The sequence below is a fragment of the Pseudoalteromonas sp. APC 3893 genome (assembly GCF_030408095.1).
Lineage (GTDB): Bacteria > Pseudomonadota > Gammaproteobacteria > Enterobacterales > Alteromonadaceae > Pseudoalteromonas.
In genome coordinates this window covers 109,226-126,245 of record NZ_JASDCD010000012.1, presented here as the reverse complement: position 1 = coordinate 126,245, position 17,020 = coordinate 109,226, and the positions used below count along the sequence as shown (strand labels likewise).

The 17,020-nt window shown below is 35.4% G+C and carries 9 protein-coding genes; 7 read left to right on the top strand and 2 right to left on the bottom strand.

Features of this window, described 5'->3' with window-relative positions; genetic code table 11:
* Positions 1–1,367 precede the first annotated feature (1,367 nt).
* Positions 1,368–2,243, top strand: a complete 876-nt coding sequence (locus QMA12_RS14265) for a DNA replication terminus site-binding protein (protein ID WP_290210411.1) — start codon at positions 1,368–1,370, stop codon at positions 2,241–2,243.
* Positions 2,244–2,382: 139 nt separating this feature from the next.
* On the opposite strand, the gene QMA12_RS14260 is transcribed toward QMA12_RS14265, so the two are convergent.
* Complete coding sequence (locus tag QMA12_RS14260; RefSeq protein ID WP_087534475.1) at positions 2,383–3,600, bottom strand: replication protein A; 1,218 nt, start codon at positions 3,598–3,600, stop codon at positions 2,383–2,385.
* 773 nt (positions 3,601–4,373) lie between these two features.
* On the opposite strand from QMA12_RS14260, the gene QMA12_RS14255 reads away from it, so the two are divergent.
* From QMA12_RS14255 to QMA12_RS14235, 5 genes are all read left to right on the top strand, one after another.
* Positions 4,374–5,612: an AAA family ATPase gene (locus QMA12_RS14255; protein WP_087534476.1), complete on the top strand. Its 1,239-nt coding sequence runs from the start codon at positions 4,374–4,376 to the stop codon at positions 5,610–5,612.
* Between the two features lie 14 nt (positions 5,613–5,626).
* Entirely contained in the window at positions 5,627–6,589 is a 963-nt protein-coding gene (locus tag QMA12_RS14250) for a transcriptional regulator (RefSeq protein WP_087534477.1), read from the top strand.
* 404 nt (positions 6,590–6,993) lie between these two features.
* Positions 6,994–10,143: a DEAD/DEAH box helicase gene (locus QMA12_RS14245; protein WP_087534478.1), complete on the top strand. Its 3,150-nt coding sequence runs from the start codon at positions 6,994–6,996 to the stop codon at positions 10,141–10,143.
* A 1,028-nt stretch (positions 10,144–11,171) separates the two neighbouring features.
* Entirely contained in the window at positions 11,172–12,161 is a 990-nt protein-coding gene (locus QMA12_RS14240) for an FHA domain-containing protein (protein WP_290210410.1), read from the top strand.
* On the top strand, positions 12,145–14,733 hold the full coding sequence (locus QMA12_RS14235) for a serine/threonine-protein kinase (protein WP_290210409.1): 2,589 nt from the start codon (positions 12,145–12,147) through the stop codon (positions 14,731–14,733). The genes QMA12_RS14240 and QMA12_RS14235 overlap by 17 nt, the downstream gene beginning before the upstream one ends.
* Here QMA12_RS14235 and QMA12_RS14230 read toward each other — a convergent pair.
* A complete protein-coding gene (locus QMA12_RS14230) occupies positions 14,730–15,278 on the bottom strand; it encodes a hypothetical protein (RefSeq protein WP_290210408.1) in 549 nt (182 codons plus the stop codon). The two genes, QMA12_RS14235 and QMA12_RS14230, sit on opposite strands and share 4 nt — an antisense overlap.
* A gap of 258 nt (positions 15,279–15,536) precedes the next feature.
* On the opposite strand from QMA12_RS14230, the gene rmuC reads away from it, so the two are divergent.
* Entirely contained in the window at positions 15,537–17,003 is a 1,467-nt protein-coding gene (gene rmuC, locus QMA12_RS14225) for a DNA recombination protein RmuC (protein ID WP_290210407.1), read from the top strand.
* Positions 17,004–17,020 lie beyond the last annotated feature (17 nt).

The window sequence follows — 17,020 nt, the reverse complement described above, 5'->3', positions numbered from 1 at the left end:
TTAAATTAATTTATTAAGAAATGGAATGCGTATGATTTTTGTGGTAATGGGCTGGTTATTCGAAACGCATATAGACAAATAACGAGTGAAAAAAAGGTCTTTCAGTCGAAGTCTACGAGTTCATTTATATATGTAACACACGAGTTAATTTGAACTGCAGACTTAGGCAGCACTAAAATTGCTTATTAATTTTAAATTATGTGACATCTAACTCATATCACAAAGTAACACCTATCAACACATCTTTTAGTTGAATAAATATAGTTTCAACATTAGAGTTGCTCTAGCGTAACCTTAAAGGTTATTGGATCTCAAGAAAACTTAAAGTTGCACTCTGTTAATGATCAAATAGTTGCGCCAATAAAACATGACCAAAACAAAACTCACGTGCAGATTAACCAAATTACAAATTCTACTCCATTGTCTCGCTATCGTTTCTCTATTAAAGCTGTATTAAAAATCTTCACTTACCCACAGCTATACATGATGAATTCTCGATGGCTTTTATAGGTCGCTTTACTGCTATTAGTTCTGCTGCTATCGAGTTGCATGTTACCTTGACCTATTTAACAAACAACCTTGTTAAATAGACGTCAACTTTGATGTTGAAACTGAGCGAGCCTTTTTACCTCGCAGACAAACGTTTAAAGATACGTTATTACTTACTGACATAGAGTGCTTTGAACAAGTATCTCAAGATGGCGGGTACTTTTGTCAGAGAAAATAAAAACGTCAAGCAATCGTTTCATCTGTTTATTCCGTGGGTATAGAGCCCAAAGAAATTAAACTCAATACGTTTCTTTATAAATTCGTAAGCCAGCGAGTTGAATTAACAGTACGCTCAAAGAAGACTAGACCAGAGGTACAGACTTATCTATTTTCCAGATTTTTTTTTACTAATTTAAAAGAAGCTATCACACGAGATCCTCATATCCCCAAATTATTGGTTTGGTAGAGCATATTGCAAACACTGAACAAGCGTCATATCTTCCAAAGTGCAGTAATGATGTTTAAGTGTCTGATTTCGATATTAAGAGCGAGTAAGTCCAGTTGTCTATAGTCACCGTATACTTAAGTTGCTAGCGGTAATCCATCGAAAAAGAGAGTAATATTTACCATTTTAAATAGGCAGTTACACGAACAATATTCCTTAATAAAAATGTTGATGTAAAACATTCCACCTTAATCCCATAAGCTCTACTATATGACCATACACAACTATAACCAAGAGAAAGAACACATCATACTTATAACTAATATATATATAAACTTAGCATTAGAGTAAACTAAACATAAAATAACCAAGGAATAGACAAGAAACTAATAAATGGTAAACTATAGATATCTATTTAGTATGATGTGTTCTTATGGTTACTAAAATACAAATTCGAAGTCAGTTTGATTTATTAAATGACCTTACTAATTTATTTATAGAAGATTTAAAAAAGTGTGAGTATTCCAAAGCTGAGTTTTATCAGTTACCGGAAATAGAAAGTCATGATGAAAAGATAGTTCCTCATACTATACAAGTAACAAAGCAATCAGGTGAAATTGCACACAGGTCAATTTTAAACTCCTTTTCTGATGTATATAAAAAGTCAGGTTTTAGTTCCCGTGTTCTCAAACGTCACCCAGGATTATTAGTATTGAAAAATGCCAATAAAGAAGACCTTGTTGCACGTATCCAACAGTTAAATAAAGCTAAGGCGGCTTTTAAGGAATGTATATTATCGATCGATAATAATGATGCTCGATTTGAAGCAGTGCATAATGCCGTTCCAAATTTAATTACACTTGCAGCATATAGAAAGGTTCACTTTGAACACGAGTCCCCTTTTTCGGTTCGTTTTACTTGGATGCACAAGCATGCGACTAAAACATTAACAAAAAAAATGGCTTTAGCAATGCTCGAAAAGTCAGCCGGTTATTCGAACCCTCGGATGATCGATCAACATAGTTGGCAAGCGCTTGTTGCTCAAGAACAAGTCCGAGTTGCAAGTTTGGGTGATAAAGAAAAACTAAGAATCCGTAGGCCAACAAGAGTAAGTCCACAGGTAAATGTGAGATACACAGCGCAGAATAGATATCATGTCAGTGCAGCATTACCCTTTATTTTAATAAATCCAGAACCAGATGTTAAACTCGGCACTCTCCCAAATTATATAAAACCCGAAAATCACCCAAGAAAAAAAGAGTATGATTTTTTAGTTGATAGACTTTACTTGGAGCAAGTACCTGATTGATTAAAAGCTATTTAACGCTTATTTCATTATGTTAAATAGCGTTTTTTAGTGCTCTTTTGCTGTTACTGCTACAAGCAATAAAGCTAATTAGCTTTATTAATACAAAAAAGCCTTTAGTAAAAACTAAAGGCTTTAAAAATTAATTATCTTCGACTATTTCTTCAATTTTATCTTCATCGATCAAAACTGCATTTTCTACAATTCGTTTACCGCCTTGTATCTCAATACGTTTATTTTGTTTATTAAGAGTAAGAATTTCATCGCAGAATTGATCAGAAGGGTGCATCTCATAAGTATAATCAATAATGTTCCCCGTTTTATCATCTTTAACATTAGTAATACTGTATTCTGAAATCGCACCTTTCTCGATTAAATCTTTCATCGTGGTCGTCATATCGCGACGTAACGCTTTTAATTTATTTTCAGTAATATCATCCGTTGAATAAATCGAACCGTATTTTTCCATAATTGATAATAGTCTAAAATGATATGTCTTGCCTGGGGCAGCATAACGCCAGAGGTGGTATAAACGCAGCATCATCCAACGTGACAACCCACGCTTTAATTCTTGAGCACTATTAAAATAGTAACCTTTATATTCTAAGTTATCTATCATGTTATGAACAAATGCATTAAGGCAAGCAACACATTTGACATTACCGCCCTGCCCTTTCTTACCACTAAAGTGCAATGATGATAAAAAATTCATATTCGACTCGTAAAACGAATCATCAATATCTGTATTTTTTGTATCTGTCGCTGAATATTTAAAGGATAGTTTAGAGCCTTGTAAAGCTTCTAATGCTTCTTTAATTTGAGGATACGGCATTGATTGGCCAACAGCTTTTAATTCTTGCGCTAATTCGTTCATCGAAAAAACCACAGCATATTGAATACCGGACTTAAAATTTATTTTAACGATTTTTCCTTTTGAAGCTAACCGGATAAGTGCTCGTTCAACTTTTTCTTCACGATCAGATGGCCAAACTAAAAACTCAACATCTTCACCATCTTTTCGAGAGCTCACAACAGCCGGTGTTATTTTTATTTCACCATCATATAAAATACCATCGACTTTTTCAGAAATTTTACGCGTAATAATTGTTTTCTTAGGGGCTTCTTCTAGAGGTAACTTTTTATGACCAGAACGAACAAAACGTCCCCATAAATCATAATGGTTAAATGTATTCGAATACGCTCGCAATCCATGTGCTGCATTCTCAATTGAAATGCGGACATCTTTATTATCAGTAAATAAAGCTAAGCTTTCATTATCGATTGCACTTTCCACCCCGTGGATTTGACCCCGTAAAGTATCGGGCAAGTTATCTACCGAGATGTTAACCTTTCGGCTCATTGTTCTTATTTCCAAATTTTATTGCGACAGCTAATAACAACACATATCACGGGAAAAGTTAAATGTTTAAGTTAGTATAAATTTGATCCAAGTTTAAAATATATATTCAGATCACTATTTAACTAACTATAAGTGTGAATCACTTTATAGAGATCAGTTTTTTACTAAGTTGATAGCTTCAAACCGAGATTTTACTAACTCAGTTGTATTTTTGTCCAGCAAAAGCGTTTTTTTTATCAAAAGTACACGACAATTATAGCTGATTTTTATTCTGCCTGTGTATAAATATGATTTGAGTTAGGATAGATCTGATCTGTACTTGCTACAGATCAGATCTATACTAATTAAATACCCTATTCTAACAATTCAGCAGTGCATAACTTGTTATTTTACTTAGTAAAAAACTGATCTACGAACCACTTTGTGTGACTAACTCTGTGTTTAAGTTGTGCATAAAGTAAGTGATGAATTATTAGTTAGTAATATTGTGATCTGTTAGTTACTAAAGATCTGATCTTAACTAAGTATAAACCTGATCTAATTTTTTCGCTATTATTTATAAAAATCATACTGTTAGGTAATCTATTTTAACTCTTAACCTTTACTACCTTATATTTTAACCACTTTTAAACTTCTTTATTTATACTAAGCAATCTTAAATTTCCAAATTAAGTTTTTAATGTCTTCTATTTAAAACACATGTCGCCATAAATACTTGTTTACAGCAATTTGAATGGACATTATACTTATAACCTAACTTTGAGGAATAAAGCATGTCAATTCATAATAATGCCTTAGCCACTTATCGGCTTTTAAAAGCAACAGCAGAAGTTGCAGAAAAATCTTTAGAAGGACGTATCCAGCATTATCGTGCTCATTTAAAATCAGAAGAAAAAGAGTTACGTACTTATACTCAAAAAGCAGCCGCTGATCTTTTAGGTTGTAATAACAGGACATTGAAGCGTCGTCATGATAATGGTGATTTTGATGAATTGAACATCAAACGTGGTGCTAACGGTCATTATGCTTACACTTTAGTAAATATCTTTGCTATGGCAGATATCATGGATATTCAACCTGATCACCGTAATGCCGATGATAAATTACAAGTTATTGTTATAAACTCTCTCAAAGGTGGTTGTGGTAAAACAACAAGCATGGTTAATATTGCAGCTGCTTTAGCTACTACTAATATTAAACGGTATCGCATTGGTATCATTGATTTAGATCCGCAAGGTTCCTCTTCTAGTTTTTTTCCTCCAAGCGAACCAGATCCAATCACGGTTGGTGATTTAATGCGTGACTGCATTGAGCTAGATGAAGGTGAAACATGGCCACAACTGGTTTCTAATTCTTTTTTACCTACTCACATTCCAAACATTAGAATGCTACCCTCTGGCATGGATGACTTTTATTTTGAGCATGAAACGGCAACATTATTAAAAGACAGCTCCAGTTATGATAAAACTCGCCATTATCATAAATTACTAGAAAAAGTGATTGAACCAGTAAAAGATCAATTTGATATCATTCTAATTGATACTGCACCATCACTTAATTTCATGTTTTACAATGCTTTAATGTCATCTACAGCCATGTTAATACCAGTTCATCCAGAGGCTGTTGATTTCGATGCTAATAATAAATATCTAAAACGCTTAGGTGAAATTTATCACACTGTTGCATCATTAGGTCATGAAGGTTGGGACTTTATGCAATTCTTAGTGACTAATTACGTAAAAGGTAATCATTCACAGCGCGATATTGTAAAAGATGTGCGTAGTGCTTTTGGTCGTCAAGTAATGAGTTATCCAATTAATCATAGTTCTGCAATTACAGCTAGTTCATCATCTTTTAATACCATCTTTGATCAAAAAGCTTCAGATAGCCTCGCAAGCCGAGAATCCCTACTTCGCGCTCAAGAAAATATCAAAGATGTTGTAGATGAGTTAGAAATGTTGATCCGTTCTAATTGGAAATCTACTGAATCACAATTAAAAAATCCTAAGTAAGGTAGTTAATAAAAATGGCTAAAAAACGTAAAAATGACACCAGCTTGGATCCCTTTGCTACCTCAATTGGTAACAGTAATCTTGATGAGTTATTAGAGCAAGCAAGTGCAGGCGATGTTATAAAAATGCCTGCACCAAGTGATCCTTCACGGTTGATTACATTAATTTGTAAAGTAATCCCCCACGATGAAATCAAAAAAACAACTAAAGTTTATGGTAAAAATCGTCGTGTCCAAGCGCTATTAAACGAAAAGTCAGTCGCTGATATACTCCCTGCAATTGCACAAGATGGGCGTAACCAACATCCTGCATTATGTTGGGATAAAGGTGATGAAACTCTTGTATTAGCAGGTTCACGCCGCCGTATGGCTTGTATCCTAAGTAATGCTGATTATATGGTACTTAGCTCTGCTGATTTTACTGATTTGGATGCTAGAATTTTAGCTGTTTCTTCGGATCAATATATTGCACCGAGTCTCTGGGAATTAGGCCAAGCGTATCAATTAACGAAAGATGAGTTGATTGAGCAAGGTAAAAAGGGCTCATATCGCGAAATAGCAGCCATCGAAGGTGTATCTCATACTGCCGTTGCTGATGCAATCAAAGCTTTCGAAAAGCTCCCTGAGAGCGTTCTATCACTCTATCCTACTGCTAATCATGTTGGCCGTGAGGTTGCAAAAAAACTCATTGCAGCAAAGGAGCGTGATGAGAATACATTTAATACCTTAGTGATAGAGTTATCCAATGATACAAATCTGACTCAAATAGAGGGAGATGATAAACGCGCACTGGCTATAACTAAATTACTAACTGCAGAGCCTCATGCTGAGCAACGTAAAGAAGCCCTTCTTGAAAATGATTTTATCACTGTTCAACGCAACCTAAAAAGTGGGGATCTATCTATAAAAATAGATAATAAAGTTATGACAGACAGACGTTTAGAACAGCTAACTAAACTTCTTAAAGCATTTAATTAGTTAATAAAATACTGATCTGAGATCATGCTTTTGTTAGTAAAAATATGATCTCAATACTTAATCTAGTTGGTAAAATAATGATCTCTTCTACTACCAAGCAGCTATTTAAACCTCTTAGATCATTATTTTACTAACAAAATACACGCTATTACCATTTTAATCGTATTTTCCTCTCGTACTTAGTAAAAATTTGATCTGTACAGCCTCCTTTTTGTTATTAACTTGTATATAACTTGTGTGTTTCTTGTCTGTTATTTTTAATGTTTCCATTATTTTGCCATAAACCGATTTTTTACTAACTTATCTACTCCAACCAGTTTGAATTAGTACTTTAATGCTTTTTCTCCACTGCGATAAATCATATACTGGGAGAATTACTTTTTATTTACACTGCCCTAGGCGCTATGTCTGCTAATTTATCAAAATCTGACCTACTTGCTATTTTTGAAGAGATCAAACAAGAGCAAGCAACTTTGTTTCCTCTTTCAGAACGGTTTATTAAGCAACTATTTAAACCGCAGGTTCTTGCACAAGCAAAAGAGTATTTGGCAAATGGTCAAATCAATTGGTTAGAGCATAATAACGATTTTTCAGTTATTGATTCCTCTATGTTCGGAAACAAAGGAAGTACCTTTACCCAACATATTGAAATTAATAAGTTAGCGAATGGCTTTTCAGTTGACTGTCATTGTTCATGTAATGCAAAAACTAATTGTCGGCATTTAGCCGCTGTACTACTAAAACTTAAAATTGATAATTCTGGTGAATATGGCCAAGATTATATTATGAATGATTGGTTTGATGAGCTTAAAAAAATTAAGCTAACTCAGTCAGACATAGCAAAAAACGTTTTATTATTTGTTCTTGATGTTGATGCGTCTAAAGTTGTGTTAACACCAAAAATAGCCGCTGCTTCTAGTGATCATAATTATACTTTAGGGAGAAATCTAACTGATCAACAACTTAATAGTTTTGTTACTCCCACAGATCTCCTTGAAAGTGATTTTAGACTTTATAGTTGGATCCGCTCACAAAATGCGCTCGGAAGCCTCGAGCTCAAAGGTCAGTGGGGGTTCGCTGCGTTGCAACAACTTATTGCAACCCAAAGATTGTTTTTTGGTCGTACGCGAAACTCAATCAAGCCCGATGCGGCTGTTGATTTAAATTTTGCTTGGTCTGAATCATCAGAACTTATGCAACTGATAGTAAATATTCATAATAAAGATTCATGGCTGCTATTAAAAACGACACCACCTACTTATCTTGATACTGACACATTAAAGATTGGTCGTATTCGCACACCTCTCAGCGGTGAGGAAGTTGCTCATATTCAGTCTATCCCTGCCATACATAAAGATAATTTGGCCCGTGTTTATAAACAATTAACTTCTAATTTTGGTGATGGTGTTATTCCGGATTATCAGCGCTCAGCCCAGAAAAAGCTAAAACGCCATACAGAAACCCAAGCTGTAATTGAAGTTGAAAACAGCAGCAATCAGTTTAACTTGTATCTGCAATTTAATTATCAGGGCAAATGCTACCCCCCCAATTCTGCACCTAGTAATGTTTTAAATACTGCTGTCGAAAACACGGTCGTTACTGAATTAATTAACTTAGGTTTTGAGTACTGTAAAGGGCCTTTACAAAGTAAGTTTATATTTAATAAGCAAAGTCTTATATATCAGCACTGGTTTAAATACGAGGTTATTCCTAGTTTAAAGTTACGAGGGTGGAAGGTAGTTGATCAAAAGCTAGTGATAAAAAAGTCACGTATCCCTGTCTCACTTGATCTTAAACGTGGAAAAGGGCATCAAGTAGTTAGTAAAATTTTGATCTCTAAATCTAAAGCGGCTACTGTCCTTGCGAATGAAAACCCTGATTTTCAATCTTTAAACAGACAAAGTGATCAGTTTTTCTATTTTTCTAGTGGTAAAAGTTTTGCTGTTATAGATAAGAATACGTTTAACACCCTCAAAGACTTCATTAAACGCTTTGAGTTTATTAAAACACGGGATGAACTACTAATACCATTGTCTTTTTTGCCTCAATTAATGGCGTTAGATTGTTTAACCGTAAATTTAGTGGATGATAATTTAGAATCTTATCTTAGTGAACTTGAACACTCAAATAGCATAAAAAACAAGCCTCTCTCAGGCCTCAATGACGGGGTTATATTACGCGACTATCAGCAGCAAGGGGTTGATTGGCTAGAGTTTTTGAAACGGCATAAATTAGGCGGCATTCTTGCTGACGATATGGGGCTTGGCAAAACATTGCAAGTTATTGCTTTCTTAGCTAATTCAAAGAAAAAAGTGCAAGCTGGACCTACACTTATTGTTTGTCCTACAAGTCTAGTAAGTAACTGGCAAAATGAAATCGAAAAATTTACCAGTAGTTTAAAAATTACCACAATCTTTGGTGCTTCACGTATAGAGCAATTACAGCATCTCGCACAGTCAGATTGCATATTAACGACTTACCCTTTATTAAAGAGGGATATAGCGTATTACACCCCATTATATTTTGAAAATATCATTCTTGATGAAGCGCAATACATTAAAAATGACAGTGCTCAAGTTTCTCGTTTAGTAAAGCGATTGAACGCTGATTTTAAATTGTGCTTAAGTGGGACACCTATTGAGAATAATTTATTTGAACTTAAATCGTTACTCGATTTTGCCATGAGTTCTTTACTTGGCTCTGTAAACCATTTTAAGCAGCACTTTCAAGTCCCTATTGAGCGTGATGGCGATAACGATAGAGCTAATGAGTTAAAATCTCTTATAATGCCTTTTATCTTACGCCGAACTAAAGCTGAGGTTGCCCAAGAGTTACCTCTTAAAACTGAGCTAGTAAAAGAGTTTGAGTTTGAAGCACAACAAAAATCAATGTATGAAGGGATCACTAATTCATTAGAAGAGAAAATGATAAACTTATTTGCTGTTCAAGGTGTGCAAAAGAGCAAGCTAGCATTCTTAGAAGCACTATTAAAGCTTAGGCAAGTATGCTGTCATCCCAGACTAGTAGAACCTCAAACGCAAGCTGGTAGTGCTAAGCTGGAATGGCTAAGTAAACATCTGCCAATTATGTTAGCGCAGGGACGTAAGGTCATTATTTTTAGTCAGTTCACATCTGTACTAGATATAGTTGCTGAGCAACTTAACTATTTAGAGATTAAATATAGTTTACTGACTGGTCAAACACGTCACAGAGAAAAAGTTATTGATGAGTTTACACAAGGTAATACATCTGTATTTCTCATCAGCCTGAAAGCAGGCGGTACAGGTCTTAATCTTACTCAAGCCGATACAGTTATACATTTTGATCCCTGGTGGAACCCAGCTGTTGAAAAGCAAGCAACAGATCGAGCATATCGTATTGGTCAAACGAACCCTGTATTTGTTTATAAGTTAATAATGGCTAATTCAATTGAGCAAAAAGTGTTTAGAATGCAGCAAGAAAAGCAAGCATTAGTTGATGCACTATTTACTGATAAATCAATGAGTTTTACTAGTTTTGATGAAAGCCAAATGTTGTCACTAATTAAACAATAAAGTTTTTTGTTTATTTTTTTGAACTAAATAAGGATTTGATCGTCTACTATGATGCGTGTGGTTAAATTGCAGTTTACCCATGCATCATGTTGATTTCCCTATTTCGTTACTAATTTAGTAATATTGAGCCAGCTCACTTTGAGCTGGCTTTTTTTATGCCTGGGTAAAATAAGCGCGCTAGTGTGTTAATTTGATCTTTTATCAATTTTTTTTGAACTAACTTAAATTGTGGGCGTCTACTATAATGCGTGTGGTTAAATTGCAGTTTACCTATGCATCATGTTGATTTCCCCGTTTAGTTACTTATTTTAGTAATATTGAGCCAGCTCACTTTGAGCTGGCTTTTTTTATGCCTGGGTAAAATAAGCGCGCTAGTGTGTTAATTTGATCTTTTATAAATTTTTTTTGAACTAACTTAAATTGTGGGCGTCTACTTTATTGTGCGTGGTTAAATTGCAGTTTACACAGGCATCATGTTGATTTCCCCATTTAGTTACTTATTTTAGTAATATTGAGCCAGCTCACTTTGAGCTGGCTTTTTTTATGCCTGGGTAAAATAAGCGCGCTAGTGTGTTAATTTGATCTTTTATCAATTTTTTTTGAACTAACTTAAATTGTGGGCGTCTACTTTATTGTGCGTGGTTAAATTGCAGTTTACTCAGGCATCATGTTGATTTCCCCATTTAGTTACTTTTTTAGTAATATTGAGCCAGCTCACTTTGAGCTGGTTTTTTTATGCTTATGGAAAATAAGCCTCTACTTAAGAGGCTTGGTCTTTAGCAAAGTTAATTACCTTTTTTACTTATCCCTTTCACATACGTTTGCTGTAATAGCACGTAATATTTATTTGCTATTTTTCTTTCTAAAATATTGTTATCTAACCGCAGTTTTATGCGAAGAAAACCGCAAATGCAATTATATGTTAATTTTTTGTGTTTTATTTTTGTTGGGTTGTGTCTATTCTTGGTAATTCATTGTAATATCAATAGTTAGATATATACCTCATCATTTGATTTAAGGTATTGATAATGGCTTATTTAATTAATAAAAATACAAGTGAATATTGTTTTTTATACGCACATCATAGTTTTGGGCGTTTCCAATATTCTGTCGATACACTTGTGAATGACTTAAGCGTGTCAAAAATCCACGCTATCATAGAGTGGTTAAACGGTAAGTGGTATATCAAAGATTTGAGCCTTAACGGCACTTGGTTAAACCATAAGCGTTTGGCCAAAGATGAAAGTGAAGAGTTAAGCGTAGGTGACAAAATTTACTTCGCAGGTAACTCTGACACGACTTACATTGTAAAAGATTTAAGTGCTCCTGCAGATCAGTTAATAAAATTAGATGATGAGCAAAATAAAACCGCTGAATCAATTAAGCTTAAACACTATCATCTGCTACCTGAATCACAACCAGACAGCGCTGTGATTTATCAAAAAGAGACAGGGCAATGGTTGCTGGAATCGTTAGAAAACTCACTACATGATAGCCAAAAGGTATTAGAAGATAAGAGTATTATTTCATTAGGGCATAACAATTGGATGTTTTTATCTAGTCACTTAGAAGTGACAACTCAAATGAGTTCAGTACCACAGTTGTATATTAGTGACTTAGATTTTATTTTTAACCTTAGTTTGGATGAAGAAACATCAGAATTAAAAATTCAGCATCATACAAATAATAAAGATTATGACCTGCATGTACGCTGTCATCACTATCTAACCTTAAATTTAGCGCGGTATAGAGCGCAAGATGCTAAAAAAGGGGTATTGCCTGCAAACCAGGGGTGGGTTAATACGGAGCAATTAGTGAAAGATTTAGGCGTCGACATGCGCTATTTAAATATACAGATACATCGTGCTCGCAAACAATTTTCAGAAGTTTTAACAAATGTTCATGACGCTGAAAATATAATAGAAAGACAACTGCGAAAAGTACGGTTTGCTGGTGCATCCTTTACAATTTATAAAGGGTGCGAATTAGAGAGTACCTCGGATGTCGTTAGAGCATGAAACAGTATTAAAATTTAATAAGGTCATCACTAACTATAAATTAATAAAATTACTTAACCAAGGAGGAATGGGAAGTGTGTATCTTGCGGAAGATACACGTTTAAAGCGCTATGTTGCGATCAAATTGTTAAAACCAACGGAGCATTTAATAAATCATAGCGACCCACTTATAGAGGCACAGCTTCTAGCTCGCTTGAACCATCCAAATATAGTACAAGTGCACGATGTACTGTTGTATGAGCAGCAAATATGTATTGTTATGGAGTACCTCAAAGGTAAAACTTTACTTCAATTTCAGCATCAGCATATTACAACGCTCGACGAAAAGCTTAACTTATTACAGCAGCTGTGCGCGGGGTTAGTTCATGCGCATAGTCAGGGCGTAATGCATTGTGATCTGAAGCCCGGCAATATACTAATCGACAATCATGAATTAAAAATAACTGACTTTGGTATTGCTACGTTACAGAATAACCCTCTAAAAGAGCAAAGTTTAGAATCTAGCTTTGGTAGCGCGAGTGCGATGTCGCCTGAGCAATTAAATAAACAGCCCTTAGATTTTCGCAGTGACTTATTTTCGTTTGGCATGCTGGCATTTTTGTTTGTTAGTGGCCGACATCCATTCGGAGAAGGTGCTGCACAAACACTTGCTAATAATATAGCTAATGGGGAAGCGCTAAATGCACATGAAATTATTCCTAAGCTACCAAATGAGTTATGTGATTTATTAAACCAACTTTTACAACGAAAAAAAGAGCTTCGCCCCGTCGATGCCAAACAGGTTGCACGCAAGTTGCAAGATGTTGTTATTGCGATTAAACAACAAGAAATCCTAGCACAAGATACTGTTCCAATAGAGCAGTTCGCTATACAAAAAAAATCTTTTTTAACCCCCGCTTTTTGGTTTGCCGTATCTGTGATTGCCTTGGTAGCGGTTGGATTAACTTATAAACTCAATGAGCCACCAAATGAACATTATGTTGCATTTTTACCGCCTGTAATAAAAGCACAATCAATGCTTAATGCGGATCTTGATATGGTAAAAGCGACAATTGATGATGCTGTAAGGCAAGGTATAATAAATAGTAAGCACTTACATTTAATTTCTCGAGATGAAGTTGACACAATTGTAACGGGTGAAAATAAACAGCTTAATTTAACTGCTCAGCTTAATAAACTAAGTCAAGCTACAGGTTTGCAAGAAGCTATTAGTTCAGAACTTAACTGCACTCAGCTGCAGTGTTACTTAACGCTTGTTCGTTTAGAGGCACCAAACTGGACAGTAAAAGCGCGTAAACAATGGCCTATTATTGTGGACAACTACAGCCAAATGTATCAATCAAGTAGACAGCAGTTAACCGCGCTTTTTCCTGATTTTGATAGTAAATATTTAACCTTATCTGAGCTAAGTGATACCGTACAAATTGAGCATATTGCGCTCTTTCAAAAGGTTCAGCAAGTTGAGCTACACTCAGAACAGTTATTTATACGTATTACCGAAGCGATTGAACTTACCCCGCAACTGTATGCTAATTATGAGCTATTGCGGGAAGTTGCACTGAGTTTGTATCAACTCTCGCAGCAAAAGCGATATTTAGATATTGCTAGTAAGCTGCTGTTTAATGCGCCTTCTGAATATCAAAACACCCCTGCATTTGCTAAAAATGCCATGCTTATTGCGATAGCAAAGCAGGATTGGGTAGCTGCGGAGCAGTATTTAACTAAAGCAAAACAAGTAGGTGCTAGCACATTAACGCTTTACGAATTAAAAGGGATGTTATATCTACAACAAGACCAACTGCTTGAGGCACAGCAAGTATTTGAACTGGCGTTAAAAATACGGCCTAACCTTATAATAAAACAAAATTTGGCGCTTGTGTTGTGGTGGCAAGGTAAAATAGCTGAGGCTAAGCAATTACTCGACGAAGTAATAATCATAAGTCCAAATAATTACATGGCAAACCAACTGCTCGCAGATATTGCACTCACCGAAGGAGCATTGAGCATTGCAATAGATCAATATAATCAGGCAATTGCCATTAAGCCCGAAAGCACTGATTTAAGTAATTTAAGCATTGCTTATTCATTAAAAGGAGAGTTCGAACAAGCGTTACAGGTCGCGCAGCATGCCGTTGATATTAACCCTGAGCATATAGGTTTTAGGCTAAATTTAGCTGATATTGAAAAAGCACTCGGACTTAGTGAATCTTACCCTGCTAATTATTTAAAGGTGATAGAACTTACTCAGAGTCAGCAAACATTGGATAGCTATTTAGAATCCGCCCAAGCGTATAGCCAGTTGGGCGAAGCAAAACGTGCATTACAGGCATTAAATAAAGCCATTAGTATTGCATCTGATCATTATGAATATGTATTTACGGCTGCGTTAGTGTACAGCGTAATAGGTGAGTACCAATCTGCGTTAATGTATATAGAAAAATCATTAGAGATAGGTTATCACCCAATGTGGTTCAAGCTACCTTGGTTTAAACCATGGTGCCAAAAAGAAGGGTTTATCAGCTTGATGCAGCAATATGACCCTTCTTTTAATTGTGGTAGCGGCTTAAATTAAAGTGTAGCACCGGGTCTACGTACTATAATTTTAGGATCCTGCGACATATAAATTTTATTTGTCGGCAGATGTTTAGCAGTATACCTAAATGAGATAGGTAAATATTGAGTATGTTCACCTTCGGTGACTTCAACAACTTTATCTAAGTTGTCTTTATCTACACCATTAAATTCGTAAGTTGGTACTACTTGGGTTACGCGTAAAATCAACGTGTCTCCATCCGTAATTTCTGTTGATATATTATATTGGCAGTTACTATCAGCACCACAATATTCAACGCCATTACCATAAAATTCCCAATCAGTGGCAACAGAAGGGTCTAGTTGAATAATTAATTCAACATATTGTTTGCCTTCAGTACTTTTTGATACACCTTGTTTTGCGTTATCAAATAAAACACTTAACTCCTCCGTTGGGTTTGTTTCATTATCAAAAAACGTTAGCCAGTTCTCATTAACGTGAGGTAACACTGTTAGGGTTTTAACTGAAAAGTAATTATCTGGTTGGCATTGAACTTCAATATTTGGAGTTTGAATATCATTCATGTGATCGGTCCTTGTATAAGGGAGTCATTGTAATTACAGCAGCTAACTTTATGTTTGTTAACTTACATTATTTGCTACATAACCTAGGATTAGGTTTATTTGCTTTAGTGTAGAAGATATTTTTTATAAAACGAAACTAAAAACATTATTTGTAATGCTGTGTAATATTTTTTCGCTGCAATAAAATAGTAAAAATACCTATCTTGGCATTTTCAGATTCGCTATGATGAATTGTCTTTTGGTTAATGAAGTTTATTTATGTATTTACAGATACTTACAAATTTTGATTGGGTTAGTGTTGGCGTAGGTTTTACAGCCAGTGCTATGCTTTTCAGTGTAATTGGGGCTGCGCGACGCAAACGTCTTTACACCGAGCTTAACGAGCAACAGCAACAGCTTGCCTTATTACAAACTCAATATAATGAAAAGCAGCAACAATATGCGGCATTAGTTGATGAGCAAAATTTACTTGAGCAAAGCTACCAAGAGCAAAGAGATGAAGCGCAGCATTTTAAAACCCGCTTTAGTGAACAAGAGAAACAAAGTCAGCAATATAATCATTATTGGCGTAAAGCTGAAGCTGATTTAACCTCATTACGTAGTGAGTTTAATGCTCGAGATGTAGAGCTTAATTCTTTACGGACTGTGCTTGAACAAAAACAAACTCATTTTGAGCAGCAGCTACAACATATAAAAGACAGTAAAGAACAGCTCAAAAAAGAATTCGAGAATTTGGCTAATCAAATCCTTGAAGACAAATCGCAAAAATTTAAAACCCTCAATCAAGAGAGTATTGAACAACTATTAAAGCCTGTGCAAGGTGAGCTTAAAGGTTTTCGCGATAAGCTTGAATCTATTCATGTTGAAGACTCAAAGCAACGTGAAGCACTTAAAATTGAGCTACTGCATTTACAAGCTAAAAGCCAAGCAGTTACCGAGCAAGCAGATAAGCTCAGTAATGCGCTACAAGGGCAAAAGAAAACCCAAGGTAATTGGGGCGAGTTAATGCTTGAAAACGTGTTAGACAGCGCGGGGCTGCGAGCCGGAACCGATTATGAACGAGAGGTTTCGTTTAATACTGAAGACGGTCGTTTGCGCCCAGATGTAGTAGTGTATTTACCCCAAGGGCGCCACTTAGTTATTGATGCTAAAACATCGTTAAATGCCTATACACGCTTTGTTAATGCAGATGATGATATACAAGCTCAGCAAGCGATTAAAGAGCATGTGGAGGCGGTTAAAGCCCGTATTAATGAACTAGCAAGTAAATCATATGACCGTTTACCTGGGCTTAACTCTCCAGAGGTGGTGATCATGTTTGTGCCGATAGAGTCCGCCTTTGTTGAAGCACTAAAATATCAAAGTGATATTTACCAACAAGCTATTGAACAAAATATCTTGGTTGCGACACCCACTACCCTTCTAACTAGTTTAAATATAGTTAAACAACTTTGGCGTTTTGAAGAGCAAACTAAATACTCAAAAGAGCTGGCAAACCGCGCGGAACGTTTTTACAGCAAACTTAATGGCTTTTTAACCAGTATGGAAGGCGTTGGTAAACAGTTAGATAAAGCCAAAGAAAGCTATGATAAAGCGTTTTCTCAGTTATATCGTGGTAAAGGAAACTTAATTAAGCAAGCCTCTGAGTTTAAAGAACTTGGTGTTTCAGTGCAAAAAGAACTCCCTAAAGAAAGTGTTGAACGGGCGCAATTAGAGCTGGATTGATCTAAAGTTTTCATTAA

Excerpts from the sequence above, each read along its gene's own strand:
- QMA12_RS14265 (WP_290210411.1), top strand. The coding sequence starts at position 1,368 with ATGGTTACTAAAATACAAATTCGAAGTCAGTTTGATTTATTAAATGAC.
- QMA12_RS14260 (WP_087534475.1), bottom strand. The coding sequence starts at position 3,600 with ATGAGCCGAAAGGTTAACATCTCGGTAGATAACTTGCCCGATACTTTA.
- QMA12_RS14255 (WP_087534476.1), top strand. The coding sequence starts at position 4,374 with ATGTCAATTCATAATAATGCCTTAGCCACTTATCGGCTTTTAAAAGCA.
- QMA12_RS14250 (WP_087534477.1), top strand. The coding sequence starts at position 5,627 with ATGGCTAAAAAACGTAAAAATGACACCAGCTTGGATCCCTTTGCTACC.
- QMA12_RS14245 (WP_087534478.1), top strand. The coding sequence starts at position 6,994 with ATGTCTGCTAATTTATCAAAATCTGACCTACTTGCTATTTTTGAAGAG.
- QMA12_RS14240 (WP_290210410.1), top strand. The coding sequence starts at position 11,172 with ATGGCTTATTTAATTAATAAAAATACAAGTGAATATTGTTTTTTATAC.
- QMA12_RS14235 (WP_290210409.1), top strand. The coding sequence starts at position 12,145 with ATGTCGTTAGAGCATGAAACAGTATTAAAATTTAATAAGGTCATCACT.
- QMA12_RS14230 (WP_290210408.1), bottom strand. The coding sequence starts at position 15,278 with ATGAATGATATTCAAACTCCAAATATTGAAGTTCAATGCCAACCAGAT.
- rmuC (WP_290210407.1), top strand. The coding sequence starts at position 15,537 with ATGTATTTACAGATACTTACAAATTTTGATTGGGTTAGTGTTGGCGTA.